Annotated in this window: 16 protein-coding genes; 5 read left to right on the top strand and 11 right to left on the bottom strand. The window is 50.2% G+C overall.

What is annotated here, in order from left to right:
* Window positions 1–2: 2 nt before the first annotated feature.
* On the top strand, window positions 3–485 hold the full coding sequence (locus ACPLUI_RS01105) for an ATPase (protein ID WP_424658424.1): 483 nt from the start codon (window positions 3–5) through the stop codon (window positions 483–485).
* Here ACPLUI_RS01105 and ACPLUI_RS01100 read toward each other — a convergent pair.
* From ACPLUI_RS01100 to ylbJ, 7 genes are all read right to left on the bottom strand, one after another.
* Entirely contained in the window at window positions 482–1,534 is a 1,053-nt protein-coding gene (locus ACPLUI_RS01100) for a phosphotransacetylase family protein (RefSeq protein WP_424658423.1), read from the bottom strand. The two genes, ACPLUI_RS01105 and ACPLUI_RS01100, sit on opposite strands and share 4 nt — an antisense overlap.
* Before the next feature lie 10 nt (window positions 1,535–1,544).
* Window positions 1,545–3,647 carry an acetate--CoA ligase alpha subunit gene (gene acs, locus ACPLUI_RS01095; protein WP_424658436.1) on the bottom strand — a complete coding sequence of 701 codons (2,103 nt, stop codon included), beginning with the start codon at window positions 3,645–3,647 and terminating at the stop codon, window positions 1,545–1,547.
* Window positions 3,648–3,764: 117 nt separating this feature from the next.
* Window positions 3,765–4,502 (bottom strand): trehalose-phosphatase, encoded by a 738-nt coding sequence (otsB, locus tag ACPLUI_RS01090; protein WP_424658422.1) that lies wholly within the window; start codon window positions 4,500–4,502, stop codon window positions 3,765–3,767.
* 67 nt (window positions 4,503–4,569) lie between these two features.
* Window positions 4,570–6,033: an alpha,alpha-trehalose-phosphate synthase (UDP-forming) gene (locus ACPLUI_RS01085; protein ID WP_424658421.1), complete on the bottom strand. Its 1,464-nt coding sequence runs from the start codon at window positions 6,031–6,033 to the stop codon at window positions 4,570–4,572.
* A gap of 16 nt (window positions 6,034–6,049) precedes the next feature.
* Window positions 6,050–8,230: a glycogen debranching N-terminal domain-containing protein gene (locus ACPLUI_RS01080; protein WP_424658420.1), complete on the bottom strand. Its 2,181-nt coding sequence runs from the start codon at window positions 8,228–8,230 to the stop codon at window positions 6,050–6,052.
* A 49-nt stretch (window positions 8,231–8,279) separates the two neighbouring features.
* Window positions 8,280–9,485, bottom strand: a complete 1,206-nt coding sequence (locus ACPLUI_RS01075) for a glycosyltransferase family 4 protein (protein ID WP_424658419.1) — start codon at window positions 9,483–9,485, stop codon at window positions 8,280–8,282.
* Window positions 9,486–9,637: 152 nt separating this feature from the next.
* Window positions 9,638–10,876 carry a sporulation integral membrane protein YlbJ gene (gene ylbJ / locus ACPLUI_RS01070; RefSeq protein ID WP_424658418.1) on the bottom strand — a complete coding sequence of 413 codons (1,239 nt, stop codon included), beginning with the start codon at window positions 10,874–10,876 and terminating at the stop codon, window positions 9,638–9,640.
* A gap of 218 nt (window positions 10,877–11,094) precedes the next feature.
* Between ylbJ and ACPLUI_RS01065 the strand changes: the two genes are divergently transcribed.
* Window positions 11,095–11,472 carry a 4Fe-4S dicluster domain-containing protein gene (locus tag ACPLUI_RS01065; RefSeq protein ID WP_424658417.1) on the top strand — a complete coding sequence of 126 codons (378 nt, stop codon included), beginning with the start codon at window positions 11,095–11,097 and terminating at the stop codon, window positions 11,470–11,472.
* A 105-nt stretch (window positions 11,473–11,577) separates the two neighbouring features.
* Here ACPLUI_RS01065 and ACPLUI_RS01060 read toward each other — a convergent pair whose 3' ends face one another.
* Window positions 11,578–11,772, bottom strand: coding sequence for a hypothetical protein (locus tag ACPLUI_RS01060; protein WP_424658416.1), 195 nt, complete (start codon window positions 11,770–11,772; stop codon window positions 11,578–11,580).
* A gap of 91 nt (window positions 11,773–11,863) precedes the next feature.
* Here ACPLUI_RS01060 and ACPLUI_RS01055 point away from each other — a divergent pair, with 91 nt between their 5' ends.
* Window positions 11,864–12,598: a metallophosphoesterase gene (locus ACPLUI_RS01055; protein WP_424658415.1), complete on the top strand. Its 735-nt coding sequence runs from the start codon at window positions 11,864–11,866 to the stop codon at window positions 12,596–12,598.
* A 164-nt stretch (window positions 12,599–12,762) separates the two neighbouring features.
* Entirely contained in the window at window positions 12,763–13,086 is a 324-nt protein-coding gene (locus ACPLUI_RS01050; RefSeq protein ID WP_424658414.1) for a hypothetical protein, read from the top strand.
* Window positions 13,087–13,196: 110 nt separating this feature from the next.
* Here the strand turns inward: ACPLUI_RS01050 and ACPLUI_RS01045 are convergent, their stop codons facing one another.
* The gene (locus tag ACPLUI_RS01045) at window positions 13,197–14,396 is read right to left on the bottom strand and encodes a pyridoxal phosphate-dependent aminotransferase (protein WP_424658413.1); all 1,200 of its coding nucleotides are present in this window, start codon (window positions 14,394–14,396) and stop codon (window positions 13,197–13,199) included.
* A 122-nt stretch (window positions 14,397–14,518) separates the two neighbouring features.
* Between ACPLUI_RS01045 and ACPLUI_RS01040 the strand changes: the two genes are divergently transcribed.
* On the top strand, window positions 14,519–15,181 hold the full coding sequence (locus ACPLUI_RS01040) for an HAD-IA family hydrolase (protein ID WP_424658412.1): 663 nt from the start codon (window positions 14,519–14,521) through the stop codon (window positions 15,179–15,181).
* A gap of 62 nt (window positions 15,182–15,243) precedes the next feature.
* Here ACPLUI_RS01040 and ACPLUI_RS01035 read toward each other — a convergent pair whose 3' ends face one another.
* Complete coding sequence (locus ACPLUI_RS01035; protein WP_424658411.1) at window positions 15,244–16,704, bottom strand: MFS transporter; 1,461 nt, start codon at window positions 16,702–16,704, stop codon at window positions 15,244–15,246.
* Between the two features lie 3 nt (window positions 16,705–16,707).
* A complete protein-coding gene (locus ACPLUI_RS01030) occupies window positions 16,708–17,169 on the bottom strand; it encodes a MarR family winged helix-turn-helix transcriptional regulator (RefSeq protein ID WP_424658410.1) in 462 nt (153 codons plus the stop codon).
* Window positions 17,170–17,368 lie beyond the last annotated feature (199 nt).

The following is a 17,368-nucleotide window of genomic DNA, read 5'->3' as shown; positions in this document are numbered from 1 at the left end:
GTGTGGAGTTGTTCCATATTTTAAATGAGATGGAGGAGATGATTGAAAATAGTCCCCGGATACCTATGACCAGGCGGGTGATGGTGGACGAAGATCGCCTTCTTGATTACCTGGACCGTATTCGCACCACTCTGCCCGAAGAATTGCGCCAGGCTCGATGGCTCCTTCAGGAACGGGAAAAAGTGCTGGCCGATACCCGCAAGGAAGCCGGGCGTCTTTTGGAGGACGCGCAAAAGCAACTGGAAAGACGGGCGGAAGAAAGTGAAGTGGTGAGAAAAGCCCAGGCCATGGCGGATGAAATTGTCCACAAGGCGGAACAGGTGGCCAGGGAAATCAAACAGGGGGCCCGGGAATATGCCGATGAAATTCTGGGTGGGTTGGAAGTCGAACTGGAGAAGATTATGACCCAGATCCGGAACGGCCGTGCTGAACTAAGAGGAGTCAAGGTTACTGACGGCGTCAATTCCCGGGCAGCTCAGGGCTAATCCGCCAGAGCCTTAAGTATGGCCGGGAGGTCGCAGTATTTTTCTATGTTTTCCCGGGCAAGAGCAATACGCTTGCGATCACGGGGGCGAATACGCTGACTGATCTCAGCCAGCTTTTCAATAGTTGTAAAAGTATCGTAATGTACCAGAAGTACGGGTACGTTTTTTTCTGCTGCCCGGGCAATAACCTTTACGTCTGGATATAAACCGCCGGTGAGGATTAGTACTGAGGTATTTGTTTCCAGGGCCGCCAGAGCCAGGTCGGCCCGGTCGCCACCGGTAATTACCGCCTTATTGGGAGCCCGCCGTAAATAACCCAGGGCACTCTCAATAGTCATAGCTCCTACAATAACGTCTTCAACGAGTCGGTCCATATTATCTTCGCCGGCCAGAATTTCCCCGCCCAGTGTTTCGTAAAATTCTGCCACTGTGGGTGAAGATATCTCCGGACGTTGGGGAATGATACCCAGGGTGGGATATCCCCTTTCAGTAAGAATAGCCTTATAGATACCTTCCGTTTTGGCAAGTAGGGGACGGGGCACGTTATTAAAAATATTTCCAAGGACCCGGACCCCCTGATTTGACAGGTAACTATTAATGAAAATAGCTTCATCCAAACTGAAATCATTTTCAATCCTGATCGTGAACAGCACCAGGGCTTCAAACTTTTTAGCAAGGGTGACGGCATCCAGGCCCAGACACCCCATGATATGGGGGAAGGCGGCTCCTCCGATGAGTACCACATCTGCTCCATTACTGACCTGCCGGTAGCAGGACAGTATCCGCTCTAACGTTTCGCATTGCCGGTAGCCGGATAAATATGAAGGGCCGGCAATATAAGGTACGATTATATCAAGGGGATGCTTTAACTCCAGAACTTCCTGCATAAGCTCTGCGTCTTCGTCATGTTCATCCTTTACACCGGTGGAATGACCTACAGGCTTAAAATAGGCGACCTTGTATCCGTGCTGGACCAGTTTTAAGGCCAGGCCGACCGCGATAGCCGTTTTTCCACTGCCTGCCGTACCCATGATATAAAGGTTTTTCACCGCTTACACCTCACGATATGGTAATTTTTATATCCAGGGCGAAGGCTCCGTCTGGATAGGCAAAAACCGGGTTGATGTCCATCTCACTAATCTCCGGGAAATCCAGTACCAACCTGGCGGTTCGGGCGATTATCTCTACTATGGCACTTATGTCCTTCGGTTTTTCGCCGCGATAACCCCGTAATAACGTGTAAGCTCTGGTTTCTGTCAGCATTTTCTGGATCTCCTGTCTGGTCAGGCCGTGAGCCAGGCGGAAGGAGACATCCTTCAAAAGGTTGACGTAAATTCCTCCCAGTCCAAAGGCTATTAAAGGGCCGAACTGCACATCCCGGCTCATACCAATAATCAATTCAGTTCCTTTAGGCATCATTTTTTGAATCTCAATCCCATGAATAACCGCCCGCGGGAGGAAACGCTGGACATTTTCAATAATTTCAAGAAATGCCTTTTTTACTTCCTGGGGCCTTTCAATCCCTACTTTGACTCCTCCGATATCTGTTTTGTGTAAAATCTGAGGCGAAGCAACTTTCATGACCACAGGGAATCCGATTTCCTGAGCTCTGGCTGCTGCTTCATCTGGATTGGTGGCCAGGATGATGGGGGCTATTGGAATTCCGTAGCCTTCAGCTACCTTGCTGGCCTCACTGCCAAGAAGGGTTAAACGTCCCTCCTGACGCACTTTTTGCAAGATTTCTTTAACCGCTTCAGGATGAATGTCGTTCAGCTCGAGCTCTTTTTCTTCTTCCGGTAATTCTCTTGCCCGGGCGTAGCGTACCATACCGCTCAAGGCCCTGACTGCCGGTTCGGGAAATGTGAAACAGGGTATGCCTTCTTGTGCCAGGAGCCTTGCTCCTTCCGCCAGGGTTTCTCCGCCCATATAGGCAGCAAGTACCGGTTTATCCGGGTAAATACGGTGAGTTTCTATAATGGCCCGGGCAGTTTGTTCTGGTTCTGTGACTGCCGTGGGACACAACAGTACTACCGCGCTATCCACACTTTGATCAGCGAGTACCTTTGTGAGGGCGAAGCGGTAGCGGCTTTCGCCGGCATCACCCAGGACGTCCACAGGATTATAGATGGCTGCTTCCCGCGGCAGGTTTGCCCTCAATTCCTGGCTGGTCTCCTTGCTGAAGCGGGCCATGGTCAATTCGCTCATTTCAATGCTGTCCGTGGTTACAATACCGGGTCCGCCAGCATTGGTGACTACAGCTACCCGGTTCCCCTTCGGGACGGGTTGGTGGGCAAAGGCAACAGCCAGATCAAAAAGCTCGGCCATACTTCGAGCACGGATGACTCCGGTCTGCTTGAAAGCTGTCTCATAGGCCAGGTCGCTGCCTGCAAGGGCTCCAGTGTGGGAGGAGGCAGCCTGAGCCCCAGCCTGGCTGGCGCCACTCTTGAGGATAATTACTGGTTTTTTGCGACTGGCTGCCCGCGCTACCTGTAAAAATTGCTGACCCCGGGCTACGTCCTCGATATAACATAGAATTACCCTGGTATTGGGGTCGTCGGCGGCATCAGCTATGAAGTCTGCTTCATTAAGGTCAGCCTTGTTTCCCAGACTTACGATCCGTGAAAAACCCAGTCCGCTGGCTATACTCCAGTCCAGGATGGCCACCAGCATGGCTCCGCTCTGTGAAATAAAAGCAATATTCCCTTGCTTCGGAAAAACAGCAGAAAAGGAAGCATTGATCGGTACATGGGTATCCATCATACCAACACAGTTGGGTCCTAAAAGGCCCATCCCGTAACTGCGGCAAATATGGGTAAGCTCCCTTTCCAGAATAAGTCCTTCCTTACCCACTTCCTTAAATCCCGCTGAGATCACCACCATATTTTTAGCTCCTGCGAGGCCGCATTCCTTTGCTACATCGATGACCTGGCTGGCCGGTACGGCTATTACCACCAGGTCAACCCTTTCTCCAATGGCACCTACATTGGGAAAACAGCGAAGCCCTTCTATTTCTTCCTCTTTAGGGTTAACGGGATAAATCCTGCCCGGATAACCGCAAGAAATCATATTTCTTACGAGCACGTTACCAATTTTCCCCGGTTTTTTGGAAGCACCCACAATGGCCACCTTTTGTGGGCGGAAAAAAGCATGCAGGTCCGCCAAGTATCTCACCCACTTTGAACCTGATGTCAGGTTTATCATATCCGGTGAGGGGACAAAGCATACTAAATGGCGGCCTGCTTTTGATTTTTGCGTTCGGAAATCATCCTGTGTAACGATTTATTGGCTTCCCTGTAAAAGAAAGAATAGAAATTTGTACACTTCCCGGGGTGAAGTTAAGCGAAAAGTTGCGGCGCTGGGACGGGGTTGGGGACTCACCAGGATGCCCAGGCCTCTTTTCAAAGCCAGGAATCCATCCTCGTCGGTCCTGTCGTCTCCAATATAGAGTGGGAGTGCTCCGGGGTGTTTCCTGCAAAGGTACTGCACCGCTTTGCCTTTGCTGACTCCCCGGGGGCGTATTTCCAGCACCTTTTTACCCGGCAGGAATTCAAACCGGTTTCTATCCATTACGCAAGCAACTTTCTGGATAAAATTACAAAGGACTTCCCGGGCCAGGGGGGGATCCGCCAGTCGGTAATGTAAGGCCAGGGAGGCACCCTTGTTTTCCAGTAAGAAGCCGCTGTTATTGGATATACATTCCCCGGCCACCTTCTCCAGGCTTAAAATGTGTTCTACCAGACTTTGATCCTCGATCATGCAATGTACCCTGCCATCAACATCCCTGAATTCCAGTCCATGGGAACCAAAAAGATAAAGTCCGGTCAGGGGCAGCAGATTTTGTAACTCAGCCAGTTTACGACCACTGATTATCCCAACCACCCGGCCCGGGGAAATGGTTAATTTTTGTAGGGTAACCACAAGCTCCGCATCCGGCCGGGCTTGATCGGGTGTAGGGGCAATAGGTACCAGGGTGCCGTCATAGTCAAGCATGAGAAGCAATTGGGAAGCTTCTGCCACCCATCCAACCAGTTCTTCCGGGCTGACAAGAGGTGGTTCCTTACGTATCAGGAATTCACCCCCACTTTTACAGGTTGGCGGCGTTTGTGGCAGTTGCGTTAAGACCAGAACCCGCGCTTTTTACCAGCTTCAGGTTGCTCTGCCACCACCAGCGAACGTCGCGGCTTTTTACAATGCGACGCAAAGATTCAAGACGGGTTTTTTGCTCCTGGAAAGGCATCTCCAGGGCCATTTTAATTTTGGCAGCCAGGTGGGCAGGTTCAAAAGGATTGGCCAGCAGTGCCCCGTGAAGTTCCTGGGCCGCTCCGGCAAAGGGGCTCAGAATAAGCACTCCCCGGCCATCAATGCGTGAAGCCACAAATTCCTTGGCTACCAGATTGAGGCCGTCCCTTAAAACTGTTACCAGCAATACGTCTGCTGCCAGGTAATGGGCTACAAGCTCTGCCTGGTCCAGGGATTGATAGCGGTAACGTACCGGTACCGCTCCGTACGAATGGTCGTACCGTCCATTGATTTCACCTATTGTCCGTTCGACTTCCTGCTTTAAGGCTCCATATTCCCCAATGCCATTGCGACTGGGTACGGCAATCTGGAGAAGGGTTACCTTGCCGCGGTATTCAGGATAATTTTCCAAAAAGTAGGCCATAGCTCGTATACGTTCGGGAATCCCCTTGGTGTAGTCCATGCGATCTATTCCCAGGAGTACTTTTTCTGCACCGAGGGATTTTCTTATTTCTTCCGCCCTGGCTCTAACAGCAGGGTCGGCGGCCAGTTGTTCGAAGTGGTGGTAGTTAATACCTACCGGTAAAGCCTGAACCAGAATACGCCGGTTGCGCAGACGAATCAGGCCCTGTTCCGGGTAAATTCTGGCCGGGTAGTAGCAGGCAACGGTATCAAGAAAATTCTGTACGTACCGGCTGGTATGAAAAGCGATCAGGTCGCTCCCCAAAAGACCATAAATGATCTGCTTCCCCCAGGGGAGGATCTGGTAGAGATCTGCCGGTGGGAAGGGAATGTGCCAGAAGAAGGCGATGGTAGCTCCCGCTGAATGATGCCGCAACATCTGTGGCACCAGAGCCAGGTGAAAATCGTGTATCCAGTAAATTTCTTTTTTTGTATCCAGCGTGATGCGGGCGAACTTCTGGTTGACCCGGCGATAAGCATCCCAGTAAACTTTATCAAAAGAGCAGCGCTCAGGCAGTTGGTGGCACAGGGGCCAGAGACAGGCATTACAGAAGCCCTGGTAGTAATTGTCATGTTCCTCTTTGGTAAGGAAAACTTCCTGGATATGGTAGCGAGGTTCTCCCGGCGGGATCCCGAGCTTCACGCCCCGCTCTCTTCCTGTATTGTTTATGCGTCCGCACCAGGAGATCCAGGTTCCCCCGTGGGCGGTTAAAACCGGCTCCACAGCCGATACCAACCCCCCCACCGTACGCCTGGTAAGCACCTGATCTTTACCTTCCTGGAAGGTATAGGCTCCACGGTTAGAAACAATCACCATCTTTGATGCTTTCCGCGCAAAACCGTACAAAACTTCCACCTCCTTTTTAATTTTCAATGATCACGCGGGTGTTGCCCGTGGCACGTACTACTCCGCAATAGACTTTACCCTGTTTCCGTGTAAATTCCAGATCCACTGTTCCGCAGCCTGCTGCCAGGTTGCAGATCTGGATTTCCTGAACCCATGGGGGTAACTGGGGAGCACTCACCCGTACTTCGTTACCCCAGCAGGAGATGCCCAGCATGGTACGTATGAGCAGGGGCATGGTCCCCACGGCCCAGGCCTGGGGGTCACAGGCGGTGGGATAATGTACGGGGCCGCCGTCTCTGCGTCTGGTGAAACCGCAGAATACCTCCGGCAGACGGTGATAGGGAAATGACATGGCGGCCTCAAAGAGGCCGGTGACCACTTTTTCGAGAAGGTCGAACTGGCGGTAACAACGTAATCCGTAGGCAATGATGGCATTGTCATGGGGCCAGACTGAACCATTGTGATAACTCATGGGGTTGTAAGGTCCCATGGACTTGCTCATGGTTCGAATACCCCATCCAGAATACATATCGCTGGCTAACAACCGCCGGGCTACTGCTGTGGCAAGATCATCGGGCAAAATGCCTGTAAACAGGCAGTGGCCCGGGTTGGAGACAATGGTTTTAACCTGTTTTTTGTCACCATCAAGGGCAAAGGCCAGGTACTGTTCCTCTTCCATCCAGAAAGCCTCTAAAAATTTACGTTGCAGGGTCATAGCCGTCTGTTCAAGCTCCCGGGCCCACTCATCCTTTCCTAATACCCGGCCCATTTCAGCGGCCCGCTTTAGAGAGAGGTAATAATAAGCTTGTACTTCCACCAGGGCAATGGGACCGTTGGGCAGACTACCCCGGGGGTCAATAACTCCATCCCAGGAATCTTTCCAGCCCTGGTTTGTCAACCCTCCGGGAGAACGAACGGCATATTCAATGAACCCATCGCCGTCAATGTCCCCGTATTTCCGGCACCATTCCACGGCGGCCAGGAGATTTGGAGCCAGATCAGTTAGTAGTTTTTTGTCTCCAGTCCAGCGGTAAGTCTCAGAAAGCAGGATAATAAACCAGGGAGTAGCATCCACACTACCGTAGTAGGGAGTATGGGGAATTTCTCTGCAGGCGGCCAGCTCCCCCCGGCGGAGTTCATGGAGTATCTTACCAGGTTCTTCATCCCGCCAGGGGTTGTTTTCTTTCCCCTGCAGGCGAGCCAGGAAGTACAAACTTTCCCGTGCGATGTCGGAGTTAATAATCAAGGCCTGCCAGGAAGTAATCAGTGCATCCCGTCCAAAAGGGGCTGCATACCAGGGTATACCAGCCTGCACAATGGTGCCCAGATCAGGGTAGCAGGTACACAGGGCGTAGAGGTCGGTTACGTTACGCCGGAGCATGTTGCTTAAGAACACATTATCGCTTTTAAACTGGGTACACTGTTGTTTCCACTTTTCATAGAGAGAATAAGTTTTGCGTACTGCCCGGCTGAACCCTGCAGCAATCGCTCCTCTGCCTCGGGCACCGGTAGGATTGGGGCTGGTGCCAATGACAGGCTCAACCTGCATATAGAGATACACTTTACGTCCGGGAGGGAGGGTAAGGGAGAACCGGATGGTGGCAAGGCTCTTCCCTTTGTCGACCTCCACATTATCAGGATGTGGGGAAAAGGAGACTCTGGTATAACGGCACAAGTTATCCCTTCCCCGGTACCCGAAGAGGACTCCGTCCCGGGTAGCAACCGGGGTAAAAATTTCCCCTTTTTGATCCCTGATAAAACCCCGGACTTCAAAAATGTCCTGAAAATCAGCCCCCAGGGTGAACTGAAGAGTGATCATCACGGGCATGGGGTTAAAATTAATGAGCCGTAAGCGTTGAAACAGGGCGTTGTCCAGGACTCGCAAGGTGCGGATGTGAATGGTGCTTGCCGGGATGACATGGTCAACACGGTTCAGTGCCGGGTTGGTAAGTTCAAATTGGGCAAAGTGGCTATCCTTAATGGAGGAGGAGAGGAAGAGAAGATTTCCTTCTATCAACCCCATTTCCAGACAACTTAAAAAGCGTGTGTCCCGGTAATATAGACCAAAGCCTCCGTTATGTTCATGGGAAACCTCTCCCTCGGGCCCGCAGATAAAAAACAGTTCTCCTTCTTTTAGCACTTCCTGGGAAAGGCATGTACGAGTGGCCAACCCGGGTATATGGGTGACATCAAGCACTGCATTACCTCCTTGCAGGATGAGCCGGTATGGTAATAGATGAGGAGCCCTACGCAATTTGTTTTTGCTTGCGCAGGCAAGAGGCCAGTGCTTCACCGTAAACCTGGAGTGTACGGGCGGTCATGACTTCGCGGGTAAAGTTTTTCTCTACCATTTGTCGTCCTGTTTCGCCCATCTGCCGGGCTTTCTGAGGGTTGGCCAGCAAATGGCAGCACTTCTCAGCCAGAGCCTCATGATCATACATCGGCACCACATAGCCGTTGATATCATCCTGGATCACTTCTGGCATGCCGCCGGCCCTGCTAACTACCATCGGGCGACTTGTGGCCAGGGACTCCAGCATGGCCAGACCAAAAGGTTCCTCAAAGCACGAGGGGTATATACAGATTTCAGCGGCCTGGTACATTAACGGTATTTCCTCCCAGGAGAAGAAACGGATTAAGATATCTCGCTCCAATCCCAGTTCCTTTATCAGACGTTTAATCCTGGATACATGTCCTGGTTGTTGGCTGCCCCAGTCCACGGTCTTTTCCGTACCGGCCAGCACCAGCAAAGCATCCGGAAATTTTTCCTTGATAAGCTTGAAGGCCTTGATACTTACGTGGCAGCCCTTATCGTAGCTCATGCGTGCCGGATGGAAGATAACTCTTTTCCCTTTTATTTCCGGGTAAATTTCCCGGGCCTTTTTTAAATCCTCTGGGGTAGGGGGTTTAAATCTTTCCAGATCAATACCATGGTGTATCACAGTGATTCTGTCTTCCGGAAAACCGGCTTTAACCAGCTCTTTCTTAATGTAGTGACTAACCGCAATTATTCCATCCCATTCAAGGGCCTGACGACACATTTCTTCCCACAGTGAATCAGACCAGACGTTGTGGGCCGTTAGTATGAGGGGGATTCCCGAGCGCTCCTTTGCTTCCAGCAAAGCCTCGAGGTGGACCGGACTGAAATAATGCATGTTGTGGGCGTGGATAATGTCAGGGTGAACGTGCTGGATGAAATCGCCAATCAACCGGCGAATATCATTTCTTCTGTCCATGATCTGTTTTGCATCCAGGCTGTTCAGGTCCATCAGACTGCGGCGTGAGATCTTCAATCCCCGCCATGTGTAGTCTACTTCCCCTTCCGGAGTAGACCCGGTAAGCAGGCTTACCTGGCAACCGCAGCGTGCGAGCTCTGGACACAACATGGCCAGGTGGCTTTCTACCCCGCCGATAATTGGGGGGAAAGCCCAGTGCAGCATAGCAACTTTCACACTGACACCTCCCCAAAATATAACCCCGGCTGGTTTTCTCTGCCGGGTGTATTTAATGCCTAACTTCCTCCGGTCAAGCGAAAACCCCCAAAACCATAATTTTCTAATCTATTTATAATTATTATAAGCAATTACCAGAAAAACTGTCAAGATTATCTAGGACGGAGTAAAACGAACCTTATATGGGTTATTATGAACAATATCAGAGCCAGCATAATCATGATAGTCATACAAAGGAGGGACAGAAGCAGGTAAATAAGACTTTCGCCCCAAAGGGAAACTGGTTGAACTGCGGCAACGAGCGGTGCAAAAACAGGTTGGATCACATGCCGGGTTAGACCTTCGGCCGGGCCGAACATCAGGAAAGTGTAGAAAGCGGCGAGGATGGCATGGGCTATCCGTACCAGTATAAAGAGTCCCATGCGTATATCGGTTCCGGCGATCATGCTGGCGGCCTGGGCCTGTATGGACAGGCCGCCCCAGGCCAGGATCATGGCTACGGCAATCAACTGGTGAAGCAATGGGGCGGCTGCTTCCGAGGCAAGCCTGGTACCAGTGGTCATTTCAAACAATCCGCTGGCCAGGGCCGGGAGCACTGCCGGTGAGAGACCAAAAGGAACCAGTACCAGGCCCAGTATCCGGGCTAGCAGGTCAATGAAACCAGCCTGCGTGAGCAGGCGGATAATAACAGCAAAAAGAATAATAAAGCCGCCGATGTTTAAAAGGTTGTTAATGGCATGTTTCACGGCATCACCGATAATCTGGCCCGGGGGCCGTTTATCCTGGTGTTGCCGGCTGAGTATTTCGGCCAGTGCCCGCTTTAAAATCCCGGAATTTCTGTTTGTTACTGGCCGTGGAAGAACTTCCGGGTCATTGCGCCCATAAAAACGCAGGGCCAGACCAATGGTAATATTGGCCAGATAATGAGCTCCAGCAATCAAGGGTCCGAGGGAAGCGTTGTGAAACATGCCCACGGCTACGGCCACCAGCATAAAAAGGGGGCTGGAATTATTGGTAAAAGACATTAACCTTTCGGCCTCAATTCTTGTGCAAAGCTTTTGTGCCCGCAGGCGGGCGGTAACCATGGCGCCAATGGGGTAGCCGCTGGTATAACCAATGGTCAGGACAAAGGAGCCCTCCCCCGGAACGTTAAAAAGAGGTCGCATAACCGGCTCCAGGAGAATACCCATGAAGTGAACAACCCCAAAATTCATGAGCAACTCGGAAACAATGAAAAAAGGCAGGAGGGAGGGAAAGACTATATTCCACCAGGCACCAAGGCCGTAGACTGCTCCCTCGTACACGGTTTGGGGATGTGTAATCATACCCACAACAAACAGAAGAGCGCAGGCCGTCCAGAACAAACGGATGGTTTCCTGGTATTTCTTCATCTCACTCACCAGCTTTAAATCTCATCGATTACACATTCTGTAGCAAATAGAGTTTGGCGACCCTTTTGATATATATGGGGCTAAGTCGACCGATAGACCATTTTTGCAGCTATGTGAGGATTGTCACAGCCGGTGAAGTAAGAAACGCACAGCGTTTGTGGACGGGAAGGGTTACTTTAAAGGTGGAAAGTAACTTTACAATAGGAGGGGATTCTTTCATGGCCGAACGTCAGATTGTACACATAGACGAGGAAAAGTGTACTGGCTGTGGACTGTGTATTATTCCGTGTGCTGAAGGAGCTATCCAGATTGTGGATGGAAAGGCCCAGGTAGTTCGGGAGGAATTATGTGATGGTGCAGGCTTTTGTATCGGTGTTTGTCCAGAGGGTGCCATATCCATTGAAGAACGGGAAGCTCCGGCGTTTTCTGAAGAGGCAGTTCATGATAACATGAAAAAAAAGAAAAACAACTACATCAGTCAATCCTGCTTTCGATGTGGTAGTACGGAGGAGCGTGTCCCACTGCTCCCCTGCCGGTACAGGGGTGAAAGCCTCTGGGTATGCACCAGATGTTTGCCGTCACTTATTCACGGTTAAAGCTTTTAACCTGAACAGATGCGACTTTGGTAACAAGTCGCATCTTTTTACCGTGCCGGGAGCAGGAGTCCGGGCAGATGTGTCGAAGAGGAATGCTGGGATTGCTTAGCGGGAGTACTGGCAATAACATTTAATACATTTGCCTCTTGAACCTTTGAACAGGTCCCGAAACAGCTGGTCCAGTTCCTCATGTTTTAAGCGAATCAAGCCTTCGGGATTGGCAAGGATATTATTTACAAACAGGCGAATGTAGACGTATTCCCGAGTTTCAACCACTACTACGAGTTTATACTCATTCACCGGGTTACACCCCTTTTACTTTTTAGCCCTCCCTTCTATACCACAAACCTGCTTCCAGTTTGGAGCAGCCGGGTGGGAGAGTGAGACTTAAATGAAAATATATGCTATTAGCGATTTACATTTGTCGTTTTCCAGAACACCGGACCCGGCTAATTGGATAAACAGCCCGGAGTATAAACCGATGTCCGACGTAGATGAATCATGGACTGCCCATGCGATTCGCATCTACGAGAACTGGACGCGAATCGTTACGCACGACGATGTGGTGCTGGTAGGCGGTGATATTTCCTGGGCCATGCGTTTGGAGGAAGCCCGGCCGGACTTACATTTTCTAGGGTTATTACCTGGGCTCATTGTGGCTGTACAGGGCAACCATGATTACTGGTGGCAGAGTATCTCACGAGTGCGGGCGCTGGCTCCTTCCAATATGCGTCTGATCCAGAATGACCACGTGCGGCTGGGTAATCTCGTCATCTGTGGTACCCGGGGGTGGCTCTGCCCTAACGGTGCTTTTTTCAAGGATGAAGACATGAAAATATATAAACGTGAACTCATCCGGTTGCGGAACTCACTGGAAAGTGTCAAAGGGCCGGTAGATGAAATCATTGTCATCATGCATTATATGCCAACCAATGAAAAACACGAATATAGTGGTTTTATTGAAATTTTTCAGGAGTACAGCGTAAAACATGTTGTTTACGGTCACCTGCACGCCCGTGCTTGCCGGTACCGCCTGCCCGACCAGGCGTGGGGTATAAACTTTTATCTCACCAGTGCTGACTATTTATCTTTCACGCCGCGTTTTATCATGAATTGGTCCTTTTAGGAAAATAATTTTTTGCCTTAACAAGGGGAAAATTCCATTAAAAAGGTGAGCAGGAGTTTGGTCTTTTATATCTAATATAAAGTGAAAGCCTATGTTTTTAAAGACCCGGGTTAGAAAAAAATAGGGAGATGTTTTTGGGGGTAGAATTAAGGGGAGGGGTTATTTTGGCCAGATTCATTTGTGATACCTGCGGTCAAGAAGTGCAGGTTATTGACGGGGTGGTTTCCTGGACCAGGGAAGAAAAGGAATTGCGGAACTTCAAGCTTACTCACAAAGAAAGCCTGGGCACCGGCTGCCAGCCGGATAACAACCGTTACCGGGAATTATATACGCTTACTCTTGCCAGCGGGTTTATGGAGTTTGTTCAATACCTCCTTGAACGTTGGGCTGATGGACTGGTTTTGAGGGACCCTGAAACCCTGCGCAGCGTCATGCGTCAGTTGAACCTGCATATGCACGAAAAACTGTTGATGCTCGTGGAGGAATAAAGCAGCTTGAAAAATTTGTTTCAAGGAGCCTTGCTAATTCAGCAGGGCTTTTAATTTGTATACAGGCGGTCCGCCGGGACCCGCCGGACCGCCTATAATATTCACACAGGTCAAACCACTGGCTTGTTGAGTCCGAGTTCCCGGGCGAGTCTTTCCCAGGCTGGTAACGAATTTAGGATAATTTGTTTGCTTATACAGTAGGAGATGCGAAAGTAACCAGGCAGACCAAAACCGCTTCCAGGTACCACCAGGATATTATACTTTTGAGCCAGCTTTGCAAACTCCAGGTCGTCGGGGATGGGAGACCGGGGAAACATGTAAAAGGCTCCCTGGGGTTTCACAACCTCAAAACCCAGGGAAACCAGGTGATTGTATAAAAGGTCACGTTTTTCCTGGTAACCTGCAATATCCACCTCTTCCCGCTGTAATCTGGCCACCAGTCTTTGCATCAGTGCGGGAGCATTGACAAATCCCAGGGTTCGGTTGCAGAAAACCAGTCCTTCCAGAAGCAGATCGCTTTCCTCAATTTCAGGGTGAACGGCAATATATCCGATTCGTTCACCCGGAAGAGCCAGGTCTTTGCTATGTGAGGTGACCACGATGCTGTTTCGAGTAAACTGAAAAACGCTGGGTACTTCAATGTCATCATAAACTATCTTTGCGTAGGGTTCATCGGAGATTAAATAAATGGTGGTACCCATTGCTTGCCCTTTTTTGTCCAGAAGCTTCCCGAGTGCTGCCAGACAGTCTGTTCCGTACACCACTCCCGTTGGGTTATTGGGTGAATTGATAATCACTGCCTTTGTCCTGGGGGTAATGGCTTCTTCCAGGGCTGTTAAATCCGGTTGAAAGTTGGAACCTGTGGGGACTTCTTTAATTATTCCGCCGTGGTTATCCACATAGAAGCGGTATTCGACAAAATATGGGGTAAGTACAATGACCTCGCTTCCCTCATCCAGCAGGGTTTTTAAGACTACATTTAATCCCCCACCGGCACCCACGGTCATTACTATATGGTGGGCTTTGAAAGGGAGGCCGGTTTTTTCGGCGAGAACTTCTGCAACAGCGCGGCGGGTTTCCTCATAGCCTGCGTTACTCATGTACCTGTGCATCCCCGGAATAGGGTTCAGAGCCAGTTTGCGTAATTCTTCTTTAAAAGCTGCTGGTGGTTCCACGTCGGGGTTGCCGAGGGTAAAATCGTACACCTTGTCCGCACCATAGATGGCTCGTAACCGTTCCCCTTCTTCGAACATTTTGCGGATCCAGGAAGCCTGGGAGAGAAATCCGGTAATCTTTCTGCTGATCGCCATAACAACTCCTCCTTCAAGTTTTGAATTCGCCGTCGAATAGAAAAACACCTGCTTATCCACGGGGTTATGTGCTATACTGTTATATGCCATACTGTTCTAATAAAGAAAGGCAGGCATAAACCATGTGCATAAAGGTGGTCTTATTCGATCTCGATGGTACCCTGGCAGATTCATTGCCTCTGATCAGGCATACATACAGGCGGGTATTTGATGAAATGGGTATCCCCTGGGGTGATAACGATGTTATGCACTGGATTGGTCGTCCTATTGTGGACATTGCCCGGTATTTTGCAGGGGAAGAAGGGGCAGAGGAATTTATAAAACGCTACCAGGAACATTACCACCGTGATCACGACTGTTATACACGGCTTTTCCCGGGTACGCTGGAAATGCTCCAGAACCTGCGTTCTCAGGGTTTTCGCCTGGGTATTGTTACCTCCAAGGGGAAGATTGGTGCGTGGCGTACTATTAAATTTACCGGCCTGGATAGCTTCCTGGACGTGGTGGTTACTGCTCATGATGTGGAAAGGCATAAACCCTTACCAGATCCCGTTCTTAAAGCCCTGGAAATTCTCCGTGTTCGTCCGGAGGAAGCAATCTATGTAGGAGATAGTCATTATGATATTCAGGCCGGGCGGGCTGCTGGAACGGTAACTCTGGGTGTCACCTGGGGCATAACCCCCCGGGGGGAATTGGAGCGTTATAAACCTGACGGGTTACTGGACTCATGGGAGGAATTAAAACTTTTCTGCGAAAAGTATCAGGATAGCTCAACCAAAAAATAATGGGGTCCTTGGTCAGACCCCATTTTTTGTATGCATATTGAACTCCCCACGATGTATGTGTTTTATCCTTTGCCGGGACTAGTTTCAGAACAGTGAACTTCATGAGGGCCACGCAGGAAGGCTATAATGGCTGCCACTACGCTGATGATAAAAGAGAACCAGAAGGCCCGGTGCAAGCCAATAATAAACTCCTGGACGGCGATACCTCTGGAACCCACCTGCGTGCCGGCAAGAAGCCCCTGTAGTGCTTCCGGCGTCATACTGGAAACAGTCATGGCCATGCCCAGCGCAATACTTACAACCATTCCGGCGTTATTCATCATCGTCCGGGTACCGGCGGCTATACCGCGGCGTTCAGGAGAAACAGCTCCCATAATAGCGTTGGTGTTTGGTGAAAAGAAGAACCCAGACCCCAGACCAATGATGATCATCCAGAGAATAAGTAATGTTACCGGGGTATTAACCTGAAGTCTGGTCAGACCGTAAATCCCTATGGCCGAAACGGCCAGCCCCAGGCTGCTAAGTTCCCGGGACCCATACCGGTCAGAGAGGATACCGCTTAACGGGGCTACAACCATCATCACCAGCGCGAAGGGAGCCAGTAAGATGCCGGCCCATAGAGGGTCAACCCCCCGGATGCCCTGGAGAAAAAAGGTCAAAAGAAAAGTAACTGCTCCACGGGCAATACCATTCAAAAAAATACTGGCGTAAGCTGCTACAAGCAGACGCTGCCGGAAAAGAGAAAAGTCCAGCATGGGTTGGTTGACGCGACCTTCTATATAGACAAAAAGTAAAAGGAACAGGCCACCAACAATCAAGCTGGCTGTTATCCACGGTGTCTTCCAGCCGGCCATATTACCAAAGGTCAGCGCCAGGAGGATGAGGGTGAACCCGAAAGTAAAAACTGAAGTTCCCAGCCAGTCAAAGTGCTGGCCTTCGGGTAATTCGATTATTTCTCTAAGCTGGACGGCTGCCCAGAGCGTACCGATAATTCCCAAGGGGACATTAAAGAAAAATATGTAGCGCCAGTGCCAGGAAGTAAGTATGCCTCCGAGGATCGGTCCAATTACCGATCCAGCACCAATAGCCACAGCGTTGATGCCCAGAGCCCGCCCCAGCTGGTTTTTGGGAAAAGCATCGGTAACGATGGCTGTACTGTTGGCCATTATTAGGGAACCGCCCACCGCTTGAATAAATCGGGCTGCCACCAGTTGAGCTCCAGATTGAACCAGTCCGCAGAGAAGAGAGGCCAGGGTGAACAGGGCAAAACCACTTACATAAAGCTTCTTCCGGCCGACAATATCTGCCACCCTGCCGATTGCTGGTACCAGCACCGTGACAGCCAGCATATAAATCATCAGCGTCCAGATGATGATCTCAAGAGATGCGTGGAGTGCTCTGGTTATAACCGGCAAAGCTATGAGTAAGGTGTTGGCGTTCAGAGCGGATAGCAGAGCTCCCAGGGTGGTGCAGGAGAGAGCATACCATTTATAGTTTTCTTTTGTGCTGCATCTGGAAAGCACCCCTTATTCCTCTCCTCTCCCTGATATGCCCATTAACTTTCTAACATTTTTAAAGATCGTGTATAAGTCTCTATTTAGTCGTTTTATGTCGGTGTTATCATCCGGCAATGCTTTTTCCAGGATGGAATACCGTAACTGCAAAATTTCTGCCAGAAATTTTTTCCCCGCCGGTGTCAGCTTTAGAAAAACCAAACGCCTGTCAACCTCATCGCGCCAGCGCTGGACCAGCCCCTCCTCCACCAGGCGATCCACCAGTCCGGTAATAGTGCCTGGAGCCAGAAGCAGTCGTCTTTGTAACTCTCCCATTGTTAGCGGTTGTTCCAGGGACAGGTTGCTCAAAACCCAGAAACGGGCTATGGTAAGTCCTCTTTCATTCAGGTAAGTGCGCGTGTAATGGTTCAGCAGGAGGTTAATCTGTCGTAATAAATATTCCAGTTTCTCAGTTGCCCCGGTTGGAAGGAACACAGTAATTTTCACTCCCGTACATTTTGGAATCCAAAAAAATTTAAACATCAACTTTATTATTTGTCAACAGTTTTCAATCAAGCCATTATGTCCAGCTGGTTCTCTCAAACCGTACGCCTTTAAGACGAAAGGGGGATGGTATTATCTAACCATCCCCCGGTTATAAAATACTATTTTAATCTCATTTTTCACTGCTCCG

Origin of the sequence: Desulfofundulus sp., from assembly GCF_049701015.1 — a bacterium.
Taxonomy (GTDB): domain Bacteria; phylum Bacillota; class Desulfotomaculia; order Desulfotomaculales; family Desulfovirgulaceae; genus Desulfofundulus.
The sequence above is the reverse complement of the archived record's forward strand: the minus strand, read 5'-3'. Positions and strand labels throughout refer to the sequence as shown.